The 20,991-nt window shown below is 66.0% G+C and carries 19 protein-coding genes; 9 read left to right on the top strand and 10 right to left on the bottom strand.

Features of this window, described 5'->3' with window-relative positions:
- The first annotated feature begins 171 nt into the window (after window positions 1-171).
- Together ACSHZY_RS11670 and ACSHZY_RS11665 are read left to right on the top strand one after the other, a co-directional pair.
- The gene (locus ACSHZY_RS11670; protein WP_435169292.1) at window positions 172-2,601 is read left to right on the top strand and encodes a hypothetical protein; all 2,430 of its coding nucleotides are present in this window, start codon (window positions 172-174) and stop codon (window positions 2,599-2,601) included.
- Window positions 2,588-3,256, top strand: a complete 669-nt coding sequence (locus tag ACSHZY_RS11665; RefSeq protein WP_435169291.1) for an HAD family hydrolase — start codon at window positions 2,588-2,590, stop codon at window positions 3,254-3,256. The genes ACSHZY_RS11670 and ACSHZY_RS11665 overlap by 14 nt, the downstream gene beginning before the upstream one ends.
- A 21-nt stretch (window positions 3,257-3,277) precedes the next feature.
- Here ACSHZY_RS11665 and ACSHZY_RS11660 read toward each other — a convergent pair whose 3' ends face one another.
- From ACSHZY_RS11660 to ACSHZY_RS11635, 6 genes are read right to left on the bottom strand one after another with little or no spacing between them, the layout of a single operon-like run.
- On the bottom strand, window positions 3,278-4,492 hold the full coding sequence (locus ACSHZY_RS11660; RefSeq protein WP_435169289.1) for an AGE family epimerase/isomerase: 1,215 nt from the start codon (window positions 4,490-4,492) through the stop codon (window positions 3,278-3,280).
- The gene (locus tag ACSHZY_RS11655; RefSeq protein ID WP_435169287.1) at window positions 4,489-5,223 is read right to left on the bottom strand and encodes an ABC transporter ATP-binding protein; all 735 of its coding nucleotides are present in this window, start codon (window positions 5,221-5,223) and stop codon (window positions 4,489-4,491) included. Before ACSHZY_RS11655 ends, ACSHZY_RS11660 begins: the two co-directional genes overlap by 4 nt.
- Entirely contained in the window at window positions 5,220-6,050 is an 831-nt protein-coding gene (locus ACSHZY_RS11650; RefSeq protein ID WP_435169285.1) for an ABC transporter ATP-binding protein, read from the bottom strand. The genes ACSHZY_RS11655 and ACSHZY_RS11650 overlap by 4 nt, the downstream gene beginning before the upstream one ends.
- 1 nt (window position 6,051) lies before the next feature.
- Window positions 6,052-6,927 carry an ABC transporter permease gene (locus ACSHZY_RS11645; protein ID WP_435169283.1) on the bottom strand — a complete coding sequence of 292 codons (876 nt, stop codon included), beginning with the start codon at window positions 6,925-6,927 and terminating at the stop codon, window positions 6,052-6,054.
- Window positions 6,924-7,946 carry an ABC transporter permease gene (locus ACSHZY_RS11640; protein ID WP_435169281.1) on the bottom strand — a complete coding sequence of 341 codons (1,023 nt, stop codon included), beginning with the start codon at window positions 7,944-7,946 and terminating at the stop codon, window positions 6,924-6,926. Before ACSHZY_RS11640 ends, ACSHZY_RS11645 begins: the two co-directional genes overlap by 4 nt.
- A 4-nt stretch (window positions 7,947-7,950) precedes the next feature.
- Window positions 7,951-9,543, bottom strand: a complete 1,593-nt coding sequence (locus ACSHZY_RS11635) for an ABC transporter substrate-binding protein (RefSeq protein WP_435169279.1) — start codon at window positions 9,541-9,543, stop codon at window positions 7,951-7,953.
- Window positions 9,544-9,709: 166 nt separating this feature from the next.
- On the opposite strand from ACSHZY_RS11635, the gene ACSHZY_RS11630 reads away from it, so the two are divergent.
- Window positions 9,710-10,675 carry a mannonate dehydratase gene (locus ACSHZY_RS11630; protein ID WP_435169277.1) on the top strand — a complete coding sequence of 322 codons (966 nt, stop codon included), beginning with the start codon at window positions 9,710-9,712 and terminating at the stop codon, window positions 10,673-10,675.
- A gap of 14 nt (window positions 10,676-10,689) precedes the next feature.
- Window positions 10,690-11,430: a FadR/GntR family transcriptional regulator gene (locus ACSHZY_RS11625; protein ID WP_435169275.1), complete on the top strand. Its 741-nt coding sequence runs from the start codon at window positions 10,690-10,692 to the stop codon at window positions 11,428-11,430.
- A gap of 56 nt (window positions 11,431-11,486) precedes the next feature.
- Here ACSHZY_RS11625 and ACSHZY_RS11620 read toward each other — a convergent pair whose 3' ends face one another.
- Both ACSHZY_RS11620 and ACSHZY_RS11615 read right to left on the bottom strand, forming a co-directional pair.
- On the bottom strand, window positions 11,487-13,406 hold the full coding sequence (locus tag ACSHZY_RS11620) for a hypothetical protein (RefSeq protein WP_435169273.1): 1,920 nt from the start codon (window positions 13,404-13,406) through the stop codon (window positions 11,487-11,489).
- Window positions 13,407-13,509: 103 nt separating this feature from the next.
- Window positions 13,510-13,995, bottom strand: coding sequence for a hypothetical protein (locus ACSHZY_RS11615; RefSeq protein ID WP_435169271.1), 486 nt, complete (start codon window positions 13,993-13,995; stop codon window positions 13,510-13,512).
- 149 nt (window positions 13,996-14,144) lie between these two features.
- Here ACSHZY_RS11615 and ACSHZY_RS11610 point away from each other — a divergent pair, with 149 nt between their 5' ends.
- From ACSHZY_RS11610 to ACSHZY_RS11595, 4 genes are read left to right on the top strand one after another with little or no spacing between them, the layout of a single operon-like run.
- Window positions 14,145-15,107 (top strand): Bug family tripartite tricarboxylate transporter substrate binding protein, encoded by a 963-nt coding sequence (locus ACSHZY_RS11610; RefSeq protein WP_435169269.1) that lies wholly within the window; start codon window positions 14,145-14,147, stop codon window positions 15,105-15,107.
- Between the two features lie 51 nt (window positions 15,108-15,158).
- Entirely contained in the window at window positions 15,159-15,629 is a 471-nt protein-coding gene (locus tag ACSHZY_RS11605; RefSeq protein ID WP_435169267.1) for a tripartite tricarboxylate transporter TctB family protein, read from the top strand.
- A gap of 7 nt (window positions 15,630-15,636) precedes the next feature.
- The gene (locus ACSHZY_RS11600) at window positions 15,637-17,136 is read left to right on the top strand and encodes a tripartite tricarboxylate transporter permease (RefSeq protein ID WP_435169265.1); all 1,500 of its coding nucleotides are present in this window, start codon (window positions 15,637-15,639) and stop codon (window positions 17,134-17,136) included.
- Window positions 17,137-17,157: 21 nt separating this feature from the next.
- Window positions 17,158-18,033, top strand: coding sequence for a GntR family transcriptional regulator (locus ACSHZY_RS11595; protein WP_435169263.1), 876 nt, complete (start codon window positions 17,158-17,160; stop codon window positions 18,031-18,033).
- A gap of 2 nt (window positions 18,034-18,035) precedes the next feature.
- Here ACSHZY_RS11595 and ACSHZY_RS11590 read toward each other — a convergent pair whose 3' ends face one another.
- Entirely contained in the window at window positions 18,036-18,725 is a 690-nt protein-coding gene (locus ACSHZY_RS11590; RefSeq protein ID WP_435169261.1) for a GntR family transcriptional regulator, read from the bottom strand.
- 157 nt (window positions 18,726-18,882) lie between these two features.
- Here ACSHZY_RS11590 and ACSHZY_RS11585 point away from each other — a divergent pair, with 157 nt between their 5' ends.
- A complete protein-coding gene (locus ACSHZY_RS11585) occupies window positions 18,883-19,842 on the top strand; it encodes a dihydrodipicolinate synthase family protein (RefSeq protein WP_435169259.1) in 960 nt (319 codons plus the stop codon).
- 3 nt (window positions 19,843-19,845) lie between these two features.
- Here ACSHZY_RS11585 and ACSHZY_RS11580 read toward each other — a convergent pair whose 3' ends face one another.
- Entirely contained in the window at window positions 19,846-20,877 is a 1,032-nt protein-coding gene (locus ACSHZY_RS11580) for an Ldh family oxidoreductase (RefSeq protein WP_435169257.1), read from the bottom strand.
- Window positions 20,878-20,991 lie beyond the last annotated feature (114 nt).

Raw genomic sequence — 20,991 nt, 5'->3', positions numbered from 1 at the left:
CCACTTGGGCAGGCCGCGTCAGGGCCGTCAATGGCCCAAGGGCGCCAAGAGCATGGCCGGAACGGCAACCCACGGGGGTCACGGACCTTTTGTCGCGCCTGTTGCGGCGGAACCGGCCGCTTCGCGCCCCTGTTCCCTGCCTGCATTCCCGCCTGCAGCCAACGGTGTTCCTTGACGCGTTCCTTTGCCCAACCCGCTGAAACGGCCCCCAGCACCGAGTTCGAGGTCATCTTCGACCATTACGATCCCAAGGACGAACGGCGGCGGGAATCTCTTTTGTCGCTGGGCAACGGCGTGCTGCACGCCCGTGCCTCCGCGCCCGAGGGGCGGGGCGAAGCGCATTATCCCGGGCTGTACCGTGCGGGCTGCTACGCCCGGCTGAACGGCGTGGTGGAAGGGACGGAGGTGTCGGTCGATTCCCTTGCCAACCTGCCGAACTGGCTGCACCTGTTCTTTCGGCTGGAGGGGGAGGCGGACTGGCTGTCTTTCGACGCCGTGAAGATCCTCCGCTACCGCCAGCGCCTGGACATGCGGACGGCGCTGCTGACGCGGGAGGTGCTGTTCCGCGACACGCAGGACCGCAGCACCCGTTTCAAAGAGGAGCGGTTCCTGTCCATGGCCGATCCCCATATGGGCGCGCTGTTGGTCCATTTGCAGCCTTTGGACTGGTCGGGCCGGATCGACATCCGCTCCGGCCTGCACGGCGACGTCCGGAACGATCTGGCCGTGACGGAAGGTGGCTATGACGCGCAGGCCCTGGAAAAGGTGCGGGTGGAACGTCTGGAGGGCGACGTCCTTCTGGCCCGCACCCGGACGCTGGGCACCGGGGTGGATGTGGCGGTGGCGGCGCGCAGTCGCGTCTCGCTTGGCGGGCAGGACCTTTCTTCCTTTGATGGGGATGGAATGCTGCACTGGACGGCGACGCTGCAGCAGGGCGACCTTCTGTGCGTGGAAAAGACCGGTGTCACCCACACCGCCCGCGACCACGCCATCGGCGATCTGGCACAGGCGGCCGTGCAGGCCGTGCGGGAAGCCGGGGGCTACAAAACGCTGCGCAAGGATCACGTGAAGGCATGGTGCCACCTTTGGGGCCGCTGCCGGCTGGAGGTGGAGGACACGAACCTGTCCCGCGCCGCCGCGCTGCACGCCTTCCACCTGCTGCAGACGGCATCGCCCCACGCCTCGCTGTCGGATGCGGGCTTGCCTTCGCGCGGGTGGCAAGAGGCGTATCACGGGCAGATCTTCTGGGACGAAACCCTGTCCCTGTCGTTCCTGAGCCTGCATGTCCCCGAGGTTGTCCGTTCCGCCCTGATCTATCGCCACCGCCGGCTGGGCGCGGCGCGGCGGCGGGCGGCGCAACAGGGTCTGTCCGGCGCGCTTTATCCCTGGCGCAGCGCCACGACGGGGATCGAGGAAACGCCCGCGTTCCAGCAGAACCCCAAATCCGGCCGCTGGCATCGCGACGACACCCGTTTCCAGTTCCATGTGGGATCCGCCATCGCGCTGAACGTGTGGCGTTATTTCCTGGCCACCCGCGACACGGATTTCATGGCCGGTTACGGGGCCGAGATGATGGTGGAGATCGCCCGCATGTGGGCCTCGCTGGCCCGGCCCCATCCCGAACAGGCGGGCCGGCTGACCCTGCGCGGCGTGGTCGGGCCGGATGAATTCCACATCCGCTATCCCGGCAGCGACCGTCCCGGTGTGGACGACGATACCTACACCAACATCAGCGCCGCCTGGACGCTGATCCACGCCGCGCGGGCGCTGGACCACCTGCCCGCCCCCCGCCGCGAGGGGCTGATGGAGCGGCTGGATCTGACAGCGGACGAGGTGGCGCGCTGGCCGGACGTCGCCGCCCGCCTGCATCTGGCGCGGGACGCCCAAGGCCGCTTCCTGCCCTTCGCCCGGTACGAGACTCTGGACCCCTTCGACATGAAGGCGCATGAGCGCGAGCATCCCGGCCAGCGGCTGGACTGGTTCCTTGAGGCGCAGGGCCGCGACATCAACGCCCTTCAGGTCCAGAAGCAGGCAAGCTTCGCGATGCTGGCCCACCTGATGCCAGAAGAGGAACTGACGGACCTGCTGGACCACATGGGCCACCCCGCCACGCCCGAGGACCTGCGCCGCACGATCGAGGCGGATCTGGAGCGGACCTCCCACGACTCCAGCCTGTCCGACCTCATCTATGCCGGGGCGCTGGCCCGCCTTGCGCCCGAAACCTCGCGCCAGATGTTCCGCGACGCGCTGCACCCCGACGAAAAGGCGGGGCATTCGGGCACGGAGAAAGGCGTGCATCTGGGGGCCATGGCGGCGACGCTGGACATCCTTCAGCGCATCCACCTTGGCCTTCGCCCGGCGGAGGAGGCACTGAACGTCGATCCCACGCCCCATCCGCATCACGGTCGGCTGTGCGCGCAGGTCCTGTTCCGCAACAACACGGTGCGCGTGGAACTGGATCGCGGGCACCTGTCCCTTCACGCCGATGGCAGCAACGACGGCGACATTCCCCTTCTTGTGCGCGGGGTTGCGCATTGCCTCGCGCCCGGCAAAGATCATGTCGTGCACCTGCACGAGGAGGAAGACCATGCCACGGATTAAGGCGCTGCTGTTCGATCTTGACGGAACGCTGACCCATACCGACCCCATCCACCTGCGGGCGGTCCAGCATCTTCTGGCCGAACATGGGCTGACCATCGACGAGGACGGCTTTCGCGAACATGTCTCGGGCCAGTCCAACGTGGAAATCGGGCTGCGCCTGTTTCCGTGCCACGACACGGACGCCCATGTCGCCCTGCTGAATCGGAAAGAAGCCCTTTTCCGCGAATTCGCCATGGACCTTGTTCCGCTGGCAGGGGCGGCCGAACTGATGGCCGCCGCGCGGGCGCAGGGCGTCAAGCTGGCCCTGGTCACCAACGCCCCGCGTGAAAATGTCGACCACATGCTGGGGGCGATCGGCTTTGCCGGCCACTTCGACACGATCGTCTACGGGGACGAGATGTCGCGCCCGAAGCCCGATCCCCTGCCCTACCTGACCGGGTTGCAACGGCTGGGGGTGGAAGCGGCCGAGGCCGTCGCCTTCGAGGACTCGCCCCCCGGTCTGCTGTCGGCCACCCGCGCCGGATTGTTCACCGTCGCCCTGACCACCACCCGCAGTGAGCAGGACCTTCTGGCGCTTGGCGCCGATCTTGCGGTGGCGGATTTCGCCGATCCCCGCCTCGTGTTGCTGAGAGAGGCGTTCGTTCTGGAGGATTGAACCACGGCCCGACCGGCCGTGTCAGGTCTTTCCCCCCGCCTGGTGATCTGCCAGTTCGGCGGCCAGACGCGAAAGGCCGGGCACCAAAGGCAGCAACGTTGCCTGCAAGGCGTGATAGATGTCCGGTTTGCCAAGGAACTGCCGCGAAACGGGCTTTCCTTCTTCGTCCAGTTCCGGGAACCAGCCACCCTGCGCGTGATCGATCAGGTGCCGGTCCGCGAAGGTCCACAGCCGGTCATACCACGCGGCGTCCTGCGGCTGCGGATCGGCCTTTATCAGCGCGGACAACGCGCCGATCCCTTCGGTCACGGGCCACCAGTAGCGGTCCGGAATTGCCACCTGCCCATCGCGCCCGAGGGTATAGACGAAGCCGCCATCGGGCCGCCAGGCGTCGGTCTGGGCCTGTTCGACCAGGCGCCGGGCGCGGCGGGGGCCGTCCGGATCGCGCCGCCCCGTCAGGTCCCAGTGCTGCAGAAGCAGCCGCCCCAGTTCCAGCGAATGGCCGGGCGTGGTGCCGGCGGGACGGAACATCGGATTTCCGGAATAGGCGGCATCCACCTCCCACGTCTCTGTGTAATGCTCGGGGATGCGCCAGCCCTGGTTGGGGGCGATGCGGGTTGTGAAGAAGTCGAGGATGCGGCCCGCGCGCTGCAGATGCCGGGCATCGCCCGTCGCTTCATGTGCAGTCAGCAGCGCCTCCACCCCGTGCATGTTCGCGTTCATCCCGCGATAGGAGGAGAAGGGCTGCCAATCGCGCGTGAACTCGTCCCGGAACAGACCGGCTTCCTCGTCCCAGTAATGTCGGTCCAGAATATCCAGAACATCGTCCAACAGGCGCCGCGCGTCAGGGTGGCCCGCCGTCAGGGCGCTGGAGGCCGCCAGCAGCACGAACACATGGCCATAGGCCAGCTTGGTGCCATCCGCGACACCGGTGCCGTCCACGGACCAGACATAGCCGCCATGTTCGGCGTCACGGTGGCGGGTCAGAAGCTGCTCCATGCCGACGTCGATCACCCCGTCCACATCGGCCGCACCAAAGGCCTTGGCCAAGGCGAAGGAATGGACCAGCCGCGTCACCGTGTGCAGTTCCTGCACCGGGTCGGGCAGCGGGCGTCCATCCAGCCCCAGCGTGGCGATACGGCCCGCCTGAACGCTGGGGCGGAAAGTGTCGATCAGCGCGTGGGCCTGCGCGCGAAGCCAGGCGTCATGGGCAGGGTCGTGCAGGATATGAGTCATGCGGCATCCGGGAAACTGGCGGCGATCAGGTGCCGCGCATAGGGGTGGCTGGCGCGTCCGGCGCCGATGTCTTCGGGCGTCAACTGGTCGACAAAACATCCCTCCTGCATGACAAGGACGCGGTCGCACATGTGCGCCACCACGGACAGATCGTGGCTGACAAGGACATAGGTCAACTCACGTTCGTCGCGCCGGTCCGACAGCAGGTTCAGGATCTCGGCCTGGACCGAGACATCGAGCGCCGATGTCGGCTCGTCCAGCAGAACGACCGGCGGTTCCACGATCAAGGCGCGGGCGATTGCCACCCGCTGACGCTGGCCGCCTGACAGTTCATGAGGGAAGCGGTCGGCAAAGGCGGCGGGCAGGCCCACTTCCTCCAGGGCGGTGGCGATGCGGTCGCGGCCGTGCGGAAGGCCCATGCAGCGCGCGGGTTCCGACAAGGCCCGGCCGATCCGGTGGCGAGGGTGGAGCGATCCGAAGGGGTCCTGGAACACCATCTGCACGCGCGCCAGTTCCTCATGGGTGCGGCGCTGACCGACAGGTTTGCCGTCGATGGCGACATGGCCCTGCCACCCGTGCTCCAGCCCGACAAGGCAGCGCAAAAGGGTGGACTTGCCGCAACCGCTTTCGCCCACGATGCCCACGCATTCGCCTTTTGCCACCGCCAGGTCGATGCCGCGGACCACGTGGTTGTTGCCATAGCGGACATGAAAATCCCGGATATCGATCATCGGGCAGCCTCCTCGAACGTGGTGCGGTCGGGCACGCGCAGGCGCGGGACCGGGTGACGCGCGTCGGGCATGGCCGCGATCAGCGCGCACGTGTAAGGATGCCGCGCATCCTCCAGCCGGTCCAGCGTTTCCACCACGCGACCCTTGAACATGATGACGATGCGGTTGCAGAACGCCGCCACCATGCGGATGTCGTGGCTGATCAGAAGAAGGCTGGCCCCGTCGGCCACGACCAGATCGTCCAGCAGTTCAAGCACCTCGCCGCGCACGCTGACATCCAAGGCGCTGGTGGGTTCGTCCGCGATCACGAGGCCGGGCCGCGCCAGCAGCATCGCCGCGATCATCACCCGCTGCCCCATCCCGCCCGAGATCTGGTGCGGATAGGCCTCCATCACCCGCGCGACGTCGCGAATACGCACACGCTCCAGCATCGACGCTGCGGCCTCCCGTGCCGCACCCTTGGAAAGGCCCTTGTGCAGGACGGCCGTTTCCGCCACCTGCTGGCCGATGGGCAACACCGGGTTGAGCGAATAGCGCGGATCCTGCATGATCAGCGCCATCCGGTTGCCGCGCAGCCCGCGCATCTCGCGGTCTGGCAAGGTGCGCAGGTCGTGGCCCTGAAACTCCAGCCTGTCGGCGGTGATGCGGGCGGTCGGGGGCAGAAGCCGCATGATCGCACGGCCCAGGGTGGACTTGCCCGACCCGCTTTCGCCCACGATGCCGATCTTGCCGACATCCAGCCGCAGATCGACGGAGTCCACCGCTTTCACAGTGCCGCGTCCAAAGGCCACGGACAGGTTCTTCACGTCAAGGATGGGTGCGGTCATGTCAGTCCCTTGAATGACGGGGGTCGAGGATGTCGCGCAGGGCGTCCCCCAACACGTTGAAGGCAAGGCTGGTGAGAAGGATCGCGATCCCCGGCATAAGCGCGACCCACCACTGGTCCAGCATGAACTTGCGCCCCGCCGAGATCATCGCTCCCCATTCCGGCAGCGGCGGCTGCGCGCCGAGGCCCAGGAAGCCGAGCGACGCCGCCGTCAGCGTGATGACCGCCATGTTCAGCGTCAGCCGCACCACGACCGAAGGCAGGCACATCGGGGCCACGTAGAGGAACAGCAACCGCCACCGGCCCGCGCCATAGATCCGGGCCGCCGCGACATAGTCGGCGTTGCGCACGACCAGCGCCTCGGCCCGGGCCAGCCGCGCGATCGGCGGCCACGCGGTAAGGGAGATCGCGATGATCGCCGTGCCCAGACCCGCGCCCAGGGCGGCGGCGAAGGCCAGCGCCAGCACCAGCGACGGGAAGGACAGGACGATGTCCGTGATCCGCATCAGGATGGCGTCGACCCGTCCGCCGAAGAAGCCGGCGGTAACGCCGATAAGAAGCCCGATCGGACCGACGATCGCCGTGACCGACAGCACCGTCCGCATCGTGACGCGCGCCCCCCAGATCAGGCGGCTCAGGATGTCGCGTCCGTATTCGTCGGTTCCCAGCCAGTGCGCGGCCGAGGGGGGCAGGAGAGCGTCCGCCAGCGATTGCTCGGCCGGTGGATACGGGGCCAGAAGCGGGGCGAAGATCGCCACCAGCACCAGCGCGGCCACCACGATGGCACCGGCCAGACCCAGGGGTTCGCGCGCCAGATCACCGAGGAACCTGCGGAACGCGCCCATGCGGGCCGGTGGGGTCAGGGGGATCGTGGTCATTGGCGCGCCTCCCGCGTGCGGGGATCAAGCATCGCATAGGCGATGTCGGACAGGAAATTCAGCAACATGAAGACGATGCCGATCACGATGGTCGCGGCCAAGACAGCGTTGATGTCGCCGATCAGCAGCGCATTCGTCATGTACTGGCCAAGGCCCGGCCACGAGAACACGATCTCGGTCACGACCGCCCCTTCCAGCAAACCACCGTAGGAGATGGCGAGAATGGTGATCAGCTGGACCGAGATGTTGGGCAGGATATGGCGGAACAGCAGCCGCGTCTGGCTGGCGCCCTTGGCACGGGCGGCGGTGACGTAGTCCTGCCCCAGCTGCTCCAGCGTGAAGGCGCGGGTCATGCGGGTGATGTAGGCCATCGCGGCATAGGCCAGCATCATCGCGGGCAGGATGATGTGCGACATCGCGTTGCCGAAGATGTCGAACCGTCCGGCGATCAGGCTGTCGATCGTGATCATCCCCGTGACGGGCGGCACGAGCCCTTCGTAAAACACGTCCACCCGCCCCGGCCCACCGATCAGGCCCAGCCACGCATAAAAGACGATCAGCCCGATGATGCCGAACCAGAAGACCGGGATCGAGTGTCCCACGAGCGAGACGATGCGCGCGACCTGGTCCACCCAGGTGTCGCGGCGCAGCGCGGCCGCCAGCCCCAGCGGCACACCCAGCACGAAGGAGATGATGATGGCCAGCGTCGCCAGCTCCAGCGTGGCGGGAGCGGCGATCGCCAGATCCTGCAGCACGGGATTGCCGGTCATGGCGGCCATTCCCATGTCGCCCTGAAGAAGGTCCGTCACGTAGCGGAAGAACTGCACGATCAGCGGCTGATCAAGGCCCATGCGCACGCGCATCGCCTCGTAAGCCTCGGGCGAGGCGAGTTCCCCGACGATGGCCCCCACCGGATCGGTCGGCAGCATCCGCCCGATGACGAAGGTGACGGCGATCAGCACGAACAGGCTCAGCACAAGCTGGCCCAGACGTCCGACAAGAAGGCGTGTGTTCAGCATCCGCTCACTCCGTCTTGGTCACGGCGTCCAGACGGACGACGTTCTGTGGGTGGCCATTATAGTTCTCGACGCGGTTCGACACGCCAATGGGCTGGAAGCGCACGAACATGGGAAAAACGGCGGGCACCGCCTCCACGAACTGTTCCTGCATCTGCGTGAACAGGCGGCTGCGGGCGGCCGGGTCGTTTTCACGCAGGGCCTGCGCGGTGATCTTCGTCAGGTCGGGGATGTCCCAGGCCGATCGCCACACGAAGTTGCCGGCGTTGTTGGCGTCCTTGCTGTTGTCGGGGTTGGAGGAGAACTGCTCCATCGCGCCCATGACGTTGGGCATGTAGCTGCCGGTTTGCGGGATCAGGATGTCGAAGTCGCGGCCCCGGTGCTGCGAGACGATGTCCGCCCCCGAACCCTGCACGACGCTGGCCTGGATGCCGATGCGCGCAAGGCCCGCCTGCACGGCCGTGGCGATCTCCACCCTCGGGGTCTGGTTGATCGTCTTGATGGTGACGGAAAAGCCCTCGGGGTATCCGGACTCCGCCAGCAGCGTCTTCGCGGCCTCGGGATCGAAGGACCAGTCTGCCGGATCGGGAATGGCATCCGCGTAGTCCACCGGCACCGGGACATGCCGCTCCACCCCGTAGGGGCCGAGAATCGCGCTTTCGATGCCCTTGTAGTCAATGGACCGGAAGATCGCCGCGCGCACCTTCGGATCGGCGAGTTCGGGCCTCTCCATGTTCATCGCCAGGACGTAGAAGCCTCCGGTCGGGATCGACTGGATGCCCACCTCCCCCGCGTTGCGGAAATAGGCGATGTCGCCCGAGGACAGCGCCCCCGCAATGTCGATGTCGCCGCGTTCCAGCATCAGGCGCTCGATCTGGCTTTCCGGCACGTGGCGCATCACCACGCGCGACAGTTTCGGCGTCCCGCCCCAATATTCGGGGCGCGCGTTCATCAGCACGATGTCGTTCGGACGCCACGCCTGAAGGTCGAACGGACCAGATCCTGCCGCATGATTGCGCAGCCACGCGTTGCCCAGATCGCCATCGATGTCATTGGCTTCCACCAGGTCGCGGTCCACCACGCTGGTCGCCACCTCGGACAGCCGGTACAGCAGCAGGTCCCCCGCCACGTCGCCCGTCAGGTCGATCCGCAGGGTGTGCGGATCGATGACATGCAGAAGATCGGCGATGTTGTCCTTGGTGTATCCGGTCAGCGACAGCTTCGACGCCGGCGCCTGGTTCAACTGCATCAGGCGTGTCAGCGACCAGACCACGTCGTCCGCAGTCACCGGGCGCCCGCTGACGAAACGCGCCTCGGGGCGAAGATGGAAGGTGATGGAGGTCGCGTCGATCTCCCACGCGGCGGCCAATTGCGGGATCAGCCTGCCTTCGGGCGTGCTGGCCACAAGGCGGTCGTAAAGGTTGGCCATGATCTCCAGCGCCGTCACGTCCTGTCCCTGATGGGGATCGAGGGAGATGACCTGCGCCAGAGAGGTGCCGTAGACCAACGTGTCCGTCGGGGTGCGCGCCTGCGCCGCGCCTATGGTTATCGCCGAAGCGATCAGGGCGGCCACGGCCACCTTTCGGAACCCAGTCCGCATCGATTGTCCTCCCATCGGGCCCCCATGCCCTGTCCGTCCAAAGTCATATGACGACACCTAATGAATTGTCCATCTTGTTTCTCGTATGATTTGTGGTTTTTTTGGAAACCATGTGGACGTTATGGCATAGTCATACTATGAATTTTGCAGTCATATGGAGGACGTCATGTATCTGGGCACCCAGCTTCCCGCGCGGCACGACGATGATTATCGAGTGATGAAGCAGCTTGGCGTGGACAACATCTGCGCCGATCCCGATGGCGACTGGCGCAGCTGGGACCGAGCCCACCTTGAACGGTTCCGCGAACGGATCGAAGGGTTCGGCCTGACCCTTGACATGCTGCAATTGCCACTGGGCTCCGTTCCCGTGGACCGTGCGCAATGCCCGGGCATCCTTTTGGCCGGCCGGGACCGCGACCGCGAGATCGACGACATCTGCGCCCTGATCGAGGCTTGCGCCGATGCCGGTATTCCATCGGTGAAATACAACTTCAACCTGATCGGCATCCCCCGCACGCCGATGGAACCGGGGCGCGGGGGATCCATGAACGAGGCGTTCCGCTGGGATCTGGCCGACCAGGACGAACCCGGCCCCGCCGGCATCGTGGACGAGGACGAGAACTGGGACCGGATCGACCATTTCCTCGGGCGGATCGTCCCCGTGGCCGAAGCGCGGAACGTCCGGCTGGCCTGCCATCCGCACGACCCGGCGACACCGCCCGGCTACAAAGGCGTGACCCGCGTGCTGGGCACGGTGGACGGAATGAAGCGCTTCGTCCAGATGCACGAAAGCCCCGTCCACGGCCTGAACTTCTGCGTCGGCACCGTGGGCGAGATGATGGAGGAACCCTCGCAGGTGGGGGAGGTCGTCCAATGGTTTGGCGAACGTGGCAAGATCATGAACATCCACTTCCGCAACATCCTCGGAAAACGCTATTCCTTCCGCGAGGTGTTCCCCGACGAGGGCAGCATGGACATGATCGAGGTGATGGAGGTTCTCCATCGCACGGGTTACCGCTATATGGTGATGCCCGACCATGCGCCCACGCTGTCGGGCGAGAATGAGAGAGGGGTCGCCTTTGCCTTCTGCTACGGCTACATCGCTGCGGCACTTCAGATGGTCCGCCGCTGACGGGGGCCTTCGCCATGGCGGATGACGGCGCGCGCAAGCCGCGCCTGTCGGCCGCCATGGTGCAGCGCCTGAAGGCCGATATCCTGGGCGGCGCCCTGCCGCCCGGCACCCGCCTGCCGACAGAACCCGGGCTGATGACGCAATTCGGCGTCAGCCGCACCGTCGTTCGCGAAGCCATCGCGGCGCTGAGCGCGGAAGGTCTGGTCGTGGCCCAGCAGGGCCGAGGCATGTTCGTGGTGGAGGAGCTGCCCCGCGCGTCAATCTGGCGCCCCCCGCACGAGATCGGCGCCATCCCCCGCATGATGGAGATGTACGAGTTCCGTCTGGCGTGGGAGCCGGAGGGCGCGGCGCTGGCCGCCATCCGCCGCACCGCGCTTCAGGAACACGCCATCCGCGAGGCACATGAAAACCTTGCCCGCGATGTGCATGAAAACCGCTTCCCGCTTCAGTCGAACCACGCGTTCCACGTCGCCGTCGCAGAGGCCACGGGAAACTCCGTCTACGTGGAGGCCGTCCAGCGATTTGGGCCGCAGCTGACACCCGCCACGATCTTTCCGAACCTTTCACACGATCAGGGGGCGAAATATTTCCACACCGTCATCGAGGAGCATGCCCGCATCGTGGAAGCCATTTCCGCTCGGCAGGAGGATGAGGCGCGGCAGGCGATGCGGGACCATCTGTCGCGATCTGTGACGTCTTTCCGGCAAGAAGTGCGCGAGGCGGCCCTGCAGCTGCAGAACGCACCCGGCGCGTAGCGCCCCGTGCGAGGGGAATGTCCAAGGATCGTTCGGGAAGCCAGGCCTAGAGTACCTCAGTCACCTGCGGGACGCAGCAAGCCGGTGGAACGGTCGAGGACGGCGTGCGCAGGCCGTGCGTCTCCCTCCATCACCCGAAGGCCATCCTCGGCACCGATGAAACTCTCGGCACCCCGGAACCCTTGAACCGCAGCAGCGGCCAGAACAATGTCGAGGCTTTTGCCCGGATCCCGAAGGCGAAGGCCCGGAGCCTCGCCCTTTATGTTCACGGGATCGGCGGTCAGTTCCACCGTGCCCCGCCTCTTGCTGCCCTTAGCAGGGACCCAGGCGGAGAGGTCGATCCGGTCGCCGGCCTGCAGATCATCGATGATCAGGGGACGGCCTTCGTCATCCGCCTTGGTCGGCAGGATGACGTCGTCGCCCGGCCCCGAGGCCACGGTGCTTCCGCCACCGGCCAGAATCATGTCGTTTCCGGCACCGCCCTCCAGCAGGTCCTGCCCCTCGCCGCCCTCGATCCAGTCGGCGCCGTCCCCCCCGGTTACAGTGTCATTGCCCGGACCGCCGAACAGCCGGTCCTCCCCGCCGCCCCCGGTGATCCCGTCATCGCCGCGCTGGCCGAACAGCCAGTCGCCTTGCGCTCCGGCGGTCAAATCATCTTGCCCGTCGCCACCGTAAAGAAGGTTCACAGCCCGCGGGTCACTGGTCAGCGTGTCATTGCCGGCGCGCCCATAGGCCTGCGCAAGCGCCGTCTTGATGCGCCCCTCCGCGCGGCGGGCGGTCAGGGTGTCATTGCCCGCTTCCGCGGCCGTTCCGGCCTCATCAAGCGACCAGACATTGTTGGCAAAGGCAAGCTGCGGGAGCGTGACGTCGAACATCCCCTTCCCCGCGTTCAGGATGGGGGAGGATTTGCGCCCTGCCATTGGCCAATAGGTCCAGCCGATCCCGGTTTCGGCAAACCATTCCGCCGTGCGCGCCGCGTTGAAGCTGGCGGCGGAGGTTCCCGTGGCATGGGGATCAAGAAGATCCGGAACCCCGTTTGCGTCCTGATCGTCGCGGCCCAGGTGGGTTTCGGTCAGAAGCACGTCGTCGTTCCCGATCCCCGGAAGACGACCTTCCATCTCGGCCAGGAACGCCTTCCCGTCGAACGAGGCTTCCTTGGGATTCAGCCAGCCCGGATAGCCGTGAAGCGACCAGACCAGCTGGTCCCCCACCGCCGCGCGGATCGTGTCCAGATCCACGTTGCGGAAGGTGCCGGACGCGCCCAAGCCCCCCACAAGGATCTTCCGCCCGTGCCAGTCGATGCCCCGGTCGTCCACGATGCGGGCGATGTCGCGGGCATAGGCCTCCCCACCGGCCGCCGATTTCGGATAGGCCATCGGCTCGTTGATGACCTCGAAGCCATAGACGGCATCAAGGATCGGCGCCTGCGCCCGTTCTTCCAGCCAGCCCATGACCTCCTGCCAGCCGGTCCCGATCTCCTCCATCCGGGCGGAGGGATCGGTGGCCTTCTGCCGTCCGTCGGCCGTCACCCGACCCGCCATCAGGCCATCGGAATACTGGATGATCAGCTTGAAGCCGCGATCGGCCGCCGCCGTGGTGAAGGCGCGGAAGGTCTCCAGATACCCCTCGTTGCGCAGGGTGTAGGCGTTGAAGTCCACGCGGATCGTGTTCACGTCAGGCGACACCTGCCCCACCACGTCCAGGAAGTTTCCGGCGGTGGAGGGATACTGGATGTCGGCCCCGAACTCCGTGCGCCAGCTGACATCGCTGAAGCTCTTGCTGACGGGGGCGCCACTGGCGCGGACGGTGTCCAGCGTCAGGGGCCTTCCACGCCGATCATGCAGGGCGCTGGCCGGATCGCTGGTGCGGAACAGGACGCCGTTCTTGCCCAAGCGATAGGTGTCGTCCTCGACGCGGACCATCTCCACGTAGCGGGTGGGCATCGATATGATGTTGAGATCGGCCGTGTCCGACATGAGGTGCAATCCTGTTTCATCGTCTTGGGGGCGGAGCATAGCGCAGAATGGCCGCCTGCACGCCGTCTTCCTGCCGGTCGGCGCGGGTTTGCCGACACGGCCTTCAGCGGGCGCGGAAACGGCCGGCCCGGTTCTCGATCTCCCACCGCAGGGTTTCGGGCGGGTTCAGGGTGAACCCGCTCGTGTCGGTGCCGCGGATGGCGTCGGGCATGGGCCAGCACTCCTCCCACCGCCCTTCCGGATCAAGGATGCGGTCCGAAAGATATCCGCGCGTGCGATACAGCGGAATGCTGTGCCCTTCGCGATAGGCCGCGACGTCGAAGGTCACCGCCTCCACCGTGCGGCCGGTCTGGTTGTGCAGCGTGATGCGCACGGGTTTCGCCGCCCCGCAGGACGGATCGTAGGCCACCGTCATGACCAGCCCGTCCAGAAGCTGTTCCGCCCTGTGCTGACGCCGCGCGTCCACGGCCAGATAGATGCCGACGCTTGCGAAGACCATGGCCACCAGCACCGCCATGACCAGAACCGTCTTGCGCGTGAAGCCGATCACCAAAAGCGCGATGATCGCGGCCGCAACGATGTAACCCATGATGTTCCTCCAAGGGTTAAGTGGTCCATCTTGGCGGCCGGAACAAGGTTTCGATCTCTCGCAAAGGGCACCACATTCAGATTGCGTTTCGCTTGCATTTAGTGCAATACGGCTATGCGCCTGATGCAAGGGTGCATAGGGAGGAATTCATGTCTTATCTTACATCCAGACTGGGTGCCGCGTGTCTTGCCGCACTGGTCATGGCCGGTCCGCTGGCGGCGCAGGATCTTGAATTGTCCATCGTGGCACCGGCCGGTGCCGGCGGGGGCTGGGATTCGGCCGCACGCTCGCTTCAGGAAGCGATGATGGCGACGGGCGCGGCGCACAGCGTCCAGGTCCTTAACGTGCCGGGCGCGGGCGGGACCGTGGGTCTGGCGCAGTTCGTGCAGGGCGCCAAGGGATCGGCCGACCAGATGTTGGTGGGCGGGATCACCATGGTCGGCGCGATCATCACCAACGGCGCCCCCTATGACCTGACGAACGTGACCCCCATCGCGCGGCTGACGGGCGATCCGCTGGTCATCGCGGTTCCGGCCTCCTCCCCCTATCAGACGATGGATGACCTTGTGAAAGGCATCAAGGCCGACGTGTCGCGGACGGTCTGGGCGGGCGGTTCGGCCGGTGGTGCGGACCACATCCTGGCCGCCCTGATCACCGAAGCGGCGGGCGAAGACCCGTCCAAAGTGAACTACGTTGCCTATTCCGGCGGTGGGGAATCGCTGGCCGCCATGCTGGGCGGACAGGTGTCGGCAGGCATCTCGGGCTATGGCGAATGGCAGGGGCAGATCGAATCCGGCGACCTGCGCGCGCTCGCCATCTCCTACCCCGAGGCGATCGAGGGGATCGAGGCGAAGCCGCTGAAGGAACAGGGTCTGGACATCGAACTGGTGAACTGGCGCGGCATCTTCGCCGGCCCCGACATCAGCGACGAAGACAAGGCCGTGCTGGAAGGCGCCGTCGAAAAGACCGTGAAGTCGCCAAAATGGCAGGAAATCCTGAAGGCCCGCGGCTGGTCCGACTACTACGCCCCGTCGGACGAGTTCACGACCTTCATCGCTTCCGAAACGGACCGCGTGCACGAGGTGCTGACCTCCATCGGCCTCGCGAAGTGACGCGCATCGGGCGGGGCTCCGGTCCCGCTTGACCTTCCCTGGGAAACAGCCATGCTCCAGCCATCCAAAACCGGACTGCACCGGCCGACCGTCGTCATCGGCATTGCATTGTTCGCCATCGCCGCCATCACCTTCAACGACGCCCGTGGCATGAACATCCGCGCCGGATATGGCATGGGCGCGGACGCGGCCTCCTACTTCGTGGCCGCCTTCTTCGCGGTGCTTGGCGTCGGTCACCTGATCGCCGCCTTCCGCCCGGGGATCGAGGCCGAGGAGGCCGACTGGGGCGCCTTCGCCTGGGTCGCGCTGGCACTGGCCAGCCTCGTGCTGTGCATCTGGCTGGGCGGCGGCTTCATCCTGGGGTCCACGCTTCTGTTCGCCTTCACGGCGCGCGCCTTCGGCCGCAAGGCCATCGTGGCCGACCTGCTGCTGGGCTTCGTGCTGTCGCTCGGCATCTTCTTCCTGTTCAACAAGCTCCTGACGCTCGCGCTCCCCATGGGACCGCTCGAACGCCTTCTTTGAGGTCGCCATGGATTCGCTGATGTATCTGGCCAGCGGGTTTGCCACCGCGCTGGAGCCGATGAACCTTGTCTTCGCCGCCATCGGCGTGCTTCTGGGCACGGCCGTGGGCGTGCTGCCCGGCATCGGGCCGGCCCTGACGGTGGCGCTTCTGCTGCCCGTCACGTTCAAGCTGGACCCGGGCGGATCGCTGATCATGTTCGCGGGGATCTATTACGGCGGGATGTATGGCGGTTCGACCACCGCCATCCTGCTGAACACGCCGGGGGAAAGCGCCTCGGTCGTCACGGCGCTGGAAGGCAACCGCATGGCCCGTCAGGGACGCGGGGGGCCGGCGCTGGCCACGGCCGCCATCGGGTCGTTCGTGGCGGCGCTGATCGCCACGCTGGGTCTGGCCTTCTTCGCGCCGATGCTGGTGAAGGTGGCCGTGAAGTTCGGGCCGTGGGACTATTTCGGCCTGATGCTGATCGCCTTCGTGACCGTCTCGGCCACGTTCGGCAGCTCTCCCCTGCGCGGTTTGACCAGTTTGGCGCTTGGCCTCTGGCTCGGCCTTGTCGGGATCGACCAGCTGACCGGGCAAACGCGACTGGCCTTCGGCGTCCCCAACCTCTTCGACGGGATCGAGGTCACCACCCTGGCCGTCGGCCTTTTCGCCATCGGCGAGGCGCTGCATGTCGTGTCGCGCCACCTGTATGGCGCGGAAAAGCCGATCGCCATCAAAGGCTCCATCTGGATGTCGAAAGAGGACTGGTCGCGGTCCTGGCGCCCGTGGCTGCGCGGCACGGCGGTGGGCTTCCCTATCGGCGCGCTGCCGGCCGGAGGGGCGGAAATCCCGACCTTCCTCAGCTACACAATGGAACGCAAGCTGGCCCGCAAGCCCGAGGAGTTCGGCAAGGGCGCAATCGAAGGCGTGGCGGGGCCGGAGGCCGCGAACAACGCCTCGGCCGCCGGAACGCTGGTGCCGCTGCTGACGCTCGGCCTGCCCACGTCGGCCACGGCGGCGGTGATGCTGGCGGGCTTCCAGCAATACAACCTGCAACCCGGGCCCCTGCTGTTCGTGCAGCATCCGGCGCTGGTCTGGGGTCTGGTCGCCTCGCTCTTCATCGCGAACGTGATGCTTCTGGTGCTGAACCTGCCGCTGGTCGGGCTGTGGGTGCGGCTCTTGAAGATCCCGCTGCCTTGGCTTTACGCGGGCATCCTCGTCTTCGCGACGATGGGCACGATCGCGGCCAACCCGTCGGTGGTGGAGTTGCTGGTGCTGGTCGCGTTCGGCATCCTCGGCTTCCTGATGCGGCGCTACGACTACCCGATTGCGCCGGTCGTCGTGGGCCTGATCCTGGGTCCCATGGCCGACAGCCAGCTGCGCCGCGCCCTGCAGATGAGCCTTGGTGACCCGATGGTCCTGTTCCAGCATCCCGGGTCGGCCATCATGATCACCATCGCCGTCATCGCGCTGGTCGCACCTTTCCTCTTCCGCAGCCTTGCAAAATTCCGTCAGGACGAGGATTGAGAACGGAAAAGGAGACCCATCATGGCGCGAGGCAGCCTAGCCCCCCAGATCGTCGCACGCATTCTGGATCATGCCCGCGCCCATGACCTGAAATCCGGCCAGCACCTGCCCGCGCAGGCGCTGGCCGACGCCTTCCGCGTGTCGCGCGCGCCCGTGGTCGCCGCGCTCAAGACACTGACCGATCAGGGCCTTGTGCGCAGCGAACCCAATCGCGGACATTTTCTGGTGGTTGACGCCAGCACCATCCCCCTGCCCGAAGAAGAACCGGCCGTGGGGGAGGATGCGCTGTATTTCCAGATCGCCGAGGACCGCCTGGCCGGCCGCCTGCCCGACCGGCTGAGCGAGAACGAGCTGATGCGGACCTACGGCCTTCCGCGCAGCCAGCTTCTGCGGGTGCTGCACCGGATCGCCGAGGAAGGCTGGATCGACCGCCTGCCCGGCAATGGCTGGCACTTCCGCGAAACCCTGACCTCGCGCAAGGCCTACAACGAGGCATACCAATTCCGCGCCGCGATCGAGATGCAGGCCCTTCTGCTGCCCAGTTTCCGCATCGATCCCGACGCCTTCGCCCAGGCCCGCCAGCACCAGATGTCGCTGCTGGAGCATTACGAGCACGAAAACCGGTCCGTGATCTTCAGCACCAACATCGAGTTTCACGAGATGCTGATGCAATGCGCCAACAACGCGTTCTTTCTGGACGCCGTGCGCCGCATCAACCGCATCCGGCGGCTGCTGGAATACCACATCACCCACAACCGCACCCGCCTGCCGCAGCAAAGCCGCGAACATCTCCAGATCCTCGACCTGATCGAGGCGCAGGACATGCAGGCGGCGGCCACCCTTCTTTACAGCCACATCCGCGAAGCCGGCCACCAGAAGGTCGAACTGATCGACTGAGGTTACAGGGGGATCGTCTGCCGGTCGTCCCGGGCGATCATCTTCTGGATCTGCTGCACGATCTGTTCCGCGTGCACGGTGGCCATGCGATCCGCCTCGGTCACGTCCCGCGCCTCCAGGATGGCGATCATCTCGTCATGCTCGCGCACATATTGTTCCGGCAGCCGGTTGTCGAACGAGGAATAGTAGACGCGCAGGATCCGCCGCCCTTCGTCCAGAAGGCGCTGGAACAGGGCCGTGTAATAAGGGTTGCGGCCAGCTTCGGCGATCGCGACGTGGAAGTCGCGATTGGTCGCGATCATCGCCTTGGCGTCCTGCGTCTTCACGGCTGCGGCAAAGCGCAGTTGGTGGTCGCGGATGACCTCCAGATCCTGTTCAGTCCGGTTCTGCGCGCCCAGCCGGGTCGTGACGCGGTACATCAGGATCAGCGCGTCGAAGAAGTTGTGCAGGTTCAGGAAGTCGATGTTCGCCACGATAGTCGAACGGTTGGGCAGGGTCGTGACCAGCCCTTCCCCCGCCAGCCGGACCAGTGCCTCCCGTATCGGCGTGCGCGACATGGACAGACGCTCGGCCAGCTGGATCTCGTCGATCGGGCTGCCGGGTGGCAGGATTAGATCAAGGATCTCTTCCCTCAGGATGGTGTGGACCAGCCGGACACCTTCGCCCCGCTTGCGTTCGGTCTGCTCGATCATGCTTGCCCCGTAGCTTGTCGACAGCTTGTATAACATCATCGGATTGGCATTCAAATAGCTTGATCCATGGGCGGAAGTTTTGTCGACACGCAGAATACAGTCTGTATTGTCCTTGGAAGAACAACGATTCCCGAACGCCTTTCCTTTGGAGATAGCCATGAAAGCCGAAATCTTTTCCGGATGCATTCCGGCGCTGATGACCCCCTGCACCCCCGACCGCCAGCCAGACTTCGACGCCCTTGTCGCCAAGGGGAGGGAGCTGGTCGCCCAAGGCATGTCCGCCGTCGTCTATTGCGGATCCATGGGCGACTGGCCCCTCCTGACGGACGAACAGCGGATGGAGGGGGTGGAGCGTCTGGTTCAGGCGGGTGTTCCGGTCATCGTGGGCACGGGCGCCGTGAACAGCGCCAAGGCCGTGGCGCATGCGGCGCATGCCCAGAAGGTCGGTGCACAGGGTCTCATGGTCATCCCCCGGGTTCTGTCGCGCGGCCCCTCCGTCGCCGCCCAAAGGGCGCATTTCAAGGCCATTCTGGCGGCCGCGCCCGATCTTCCGGCCGTGATCTACAACAGCCCCTATTACGGGTTCGCCACCCGCGCCGACCTGTTCTTCGCCCTGCGGGCGGAGCATTCCAACCTTGTGGGCTTCAAGGAGTTCGGCGGGCCCGCCGACATGCGCTATGCCGCGGAAAACATCACCAGCGAGGACGAAGATGTCTCGCTGATGATCGGCGTCGACACCGCCGTCTTCCACGGCTTCGTCAATTGCGGGGCGACGGGTGCGATCACCGGCATCGGCAACGTGCTTCCGAAGGAGGTGCTTCATCTTGTGGCGCTGGCGCAGGCGGCCGCGAAGGGCGACGCCACGGCCCGCCAGCTTGCCCTGGAACTGGAACAGGCGCTGGCCGTCCTGTCTTCCTTCGACGAAGGTCCGGATCTGGTCCTGTATTTCAAGCACATGATGGTACTGAAGGGCGCGCCGGAATACGGCCTGCACTTCTATGAAACCGACGCGCTGACCGACAGCCAGCGCCGCTATGCCGAAGCGCAGCTTCGGTTGTTCGACGCGTGGTACAAGGGCTGGACGGCGCAGCCCGCCGTCCGCCAGTACGCCGCCTGATCACTAGACCGCGTCGAGGCCGAGTGTGCGGAGCTGCTCCAGTTCCGCCCATTCGGCCTCGGTCAGATGAATGCCCTCCGCCTGCGCCTTTGCCCGGGCGGCGAAACGGCGTTGGGATGGCAGGCGCGCGCCTTGGCCGGCAATCGCCTCGAAAAGGCCTTCGGCCCGGGCGAAGGGATCACCGGGCCGCCCGGCCGCAAAGCGTTCGGGGCTGAAAGCCAGCACCAGTTCGCCATGCTGAGGCGAAAGGCTTGTGCCGCCCACCAGATCGCGCGCCTCGGGGCTGGTCAGATCGCCGATCATCACCCCTGCCAGCAACTCCACCATGGTGGAGATGGCCGATCCCTTGTGCGCCCCGAAGGGCAGCATCGCGCCTTCCAGAGCGCTGACGGGGTCCGTCGTCGGGCGCCCCTCCGGGTCAACGGCCCAGCCTTCCGGCAAGGGGGTTCCCGCGCGACGGTGCAGCTCGATCTCTCCGCGCGCGGCGACGCTGGTGGCGAAGTCGAAGACATAGGGCGGCCGGCTCACGCGCGGCCAGCCGAAGGCGATCGGGTTCGTGCCTAAAAGCGCCTCCGTTCCCCCGGCCGGCGCGACGCTGGCATAGCTCGGGCACATCGCCAGCGCCGCCACACCCAAGGATGTCAGCGATTCCATCTCGGGCCACAGCGCGGAAAAGTGGACGCAATCGTTGATGACCAGCGCCGCCATCCCCAGGGTCTTCGCACGTTCGGCCAGAATGGGCGCGGCCAAATCAAATCCGGCAGAGGAAAATCCACCCCCCGCCGCGACCCGCAGCACGGCCGATCCGTCATCCGTCAGCACCGGTTCCGCGTTCGGGTCGACCTTGCCCGCCTTGATGGTCCGCAGGCATCCCGCCAGGCGATACACCCCGTGCGAGGTGCAATCATCCTGTTCAGCCAAGGCAATGACCCGTGCCGTCGCGGCGGCCTGCCGGGCGGAAAGGCCCGCGTTGCGGAAGATCTCCTCGATCATCGTGGTCAGTGTCTCGACGGTGACGGGGCCTCGTGCGGTCATTCGGTGTCTCCTCCTTTGTAGCACTTAATGTATACATACAGTATTCACTGTTGCTTCAAAAAAGCCCCGGCGTCATAACTTTTGAACGAGTAGGTCGAATCAAGACCACCATCA

The organism is Falsirhodobacter sp. 1013 (genome assembly GCF_051195255.1).
In the GTDB taxonomy this organism is placed as follows: Bacteria; Pseudomonadota; Alphaproteobacteria; order Rhodobacterales; family Rhodobacteraceae; genus Falsirhodobacter.
The sequence above is the reverse complement of the archived record's forward strand: the minus strand, read 5'-3'. Positions and strand labels throughout refer to the sequence as shown.

Coding starts and splice junctions, on each gene's coding strand:
- ACSHZY_RS11665 (WP_435169291.1), top strand. CDS start 2,588: ATGCCACGGATTAAGGCGCTGCTGTTCGATCTTGACGGAACGCTGACC.
- ACSHZY_RS11660 (WP_435169289.1), bottom strand. CDS start 4,492: ATGACTCATATCCTGCACGACCCTGCCCATGACGCCTGGCTTCGCGCG.
- ACSHZY_RS11655 (WP_435169287.1), bottom strand. CDS start 5,223: ATGATCGATATCCGGGATTTTCATGTCCGCTATGGCAACAACCACGTG.
- ACSHZY_RS11650 (WP_435169285.1), bottom strand. CDS start 6,050: ATGACCGCACCCATCCTTGACGTGAAGAACCTGTCCGTGGCCTTTGGA.
- ACSHZY_RS11645 (WP_435169283.1), bottom strand. CDS start 6,927: ATGACCACGATCCCCCTGACCCCACCGGCCCGCATGGGCGCGTTCCGC.
- ACSHZY_RS11640 (WP_435169281.1), bottom strand. CDS start 7,946: ATGCTGAACACACGCCTTCTTGTCGGACGTCTGGGCCAGCTTGTGCTG.
- ACSHZY_RS11635 (WP_435169279.1), bottom strand. CDS start 9,543: ATGCGGACTGGGTTCCGAAAGGTGGCCGTGGCCGCCCTGATCGCTTCG.
- ACSHZY_RS11630 (WP_435169277.1), top strand. CDS start 9,710: ATGTATCTGGGCACCCAGCTTCCCGCGCGGCACGACGATGATTATCGA.
- ACSHZY_RS11625 (WP_435169275.1), top strand. CDS start 10,690: ATGGCGGATGACGGCGCGCGCAAGCCGCGCCTGTCGGCCGCCATGGTG.
- ACSHZY_RS11620 (WP_435169273.1), bottom strand. CDS start 13,406: ATGTCGGACACGGCCGATCTCAACATCATATCGATGCCCACCCGCTAC.
- ACSHZY_RS11615 (WP_435169271.1), bottom strand. CDS start 13,995: ATGGGTTACATCGTTGCGGCCGCGATCATCGCGCTTTTGGTGATCGGC.
- ACSHZY_RS11610 (WP_435169269.1), top strand. CDS start 14,145: ATGTCTTATCTTACATCCAGACTGGGTGCCGCGTGTCTTGCCGCACTG.
- ACSHZY_RS11605 (WP_435169267.1), top strand. CDS start 15,159: ATGCTCCAGCCATCCAAAACCGGACTGCACCGGCCGACCGTCGTCATC.
- ACSHZY_RS11600 (WP_435169265.1), top strand. CDS start 15,637: ATGGATTCGCTGATGTATCTGGCCAGCGGGTTTGCCACCGCGCTGGAG.
- ACSHZY_RS11595 (WP_435169263.1), top strand. CDS start 17,158: ATGGCGCGAGGCAGCCTAGCCCCCCAGATCGTCGCACGCATTCTGGAT.
- ACSHZY_RS11590 (WP_435169261.1), bottom strand. CDS start 18,725: ATGATCGAGCAGACCGAACGCAAGCGGGGCGAAGGTGTCCGGCTGGTC.
- ACSHZY_RS11585 (WP_435169259.1), top strand. CDS start 18,883: ATGAAAGCCGAAATCTTTTCCGGATGCATTCCGGCGCTGATGACCCCC.
- ACSHZY_RS11580 (WP_435169257.1), bottom strand. CDS start 20,877: ATGACCGCACGAGGCCCCGTCACCGTCGAGACACTGACCACGATGATC.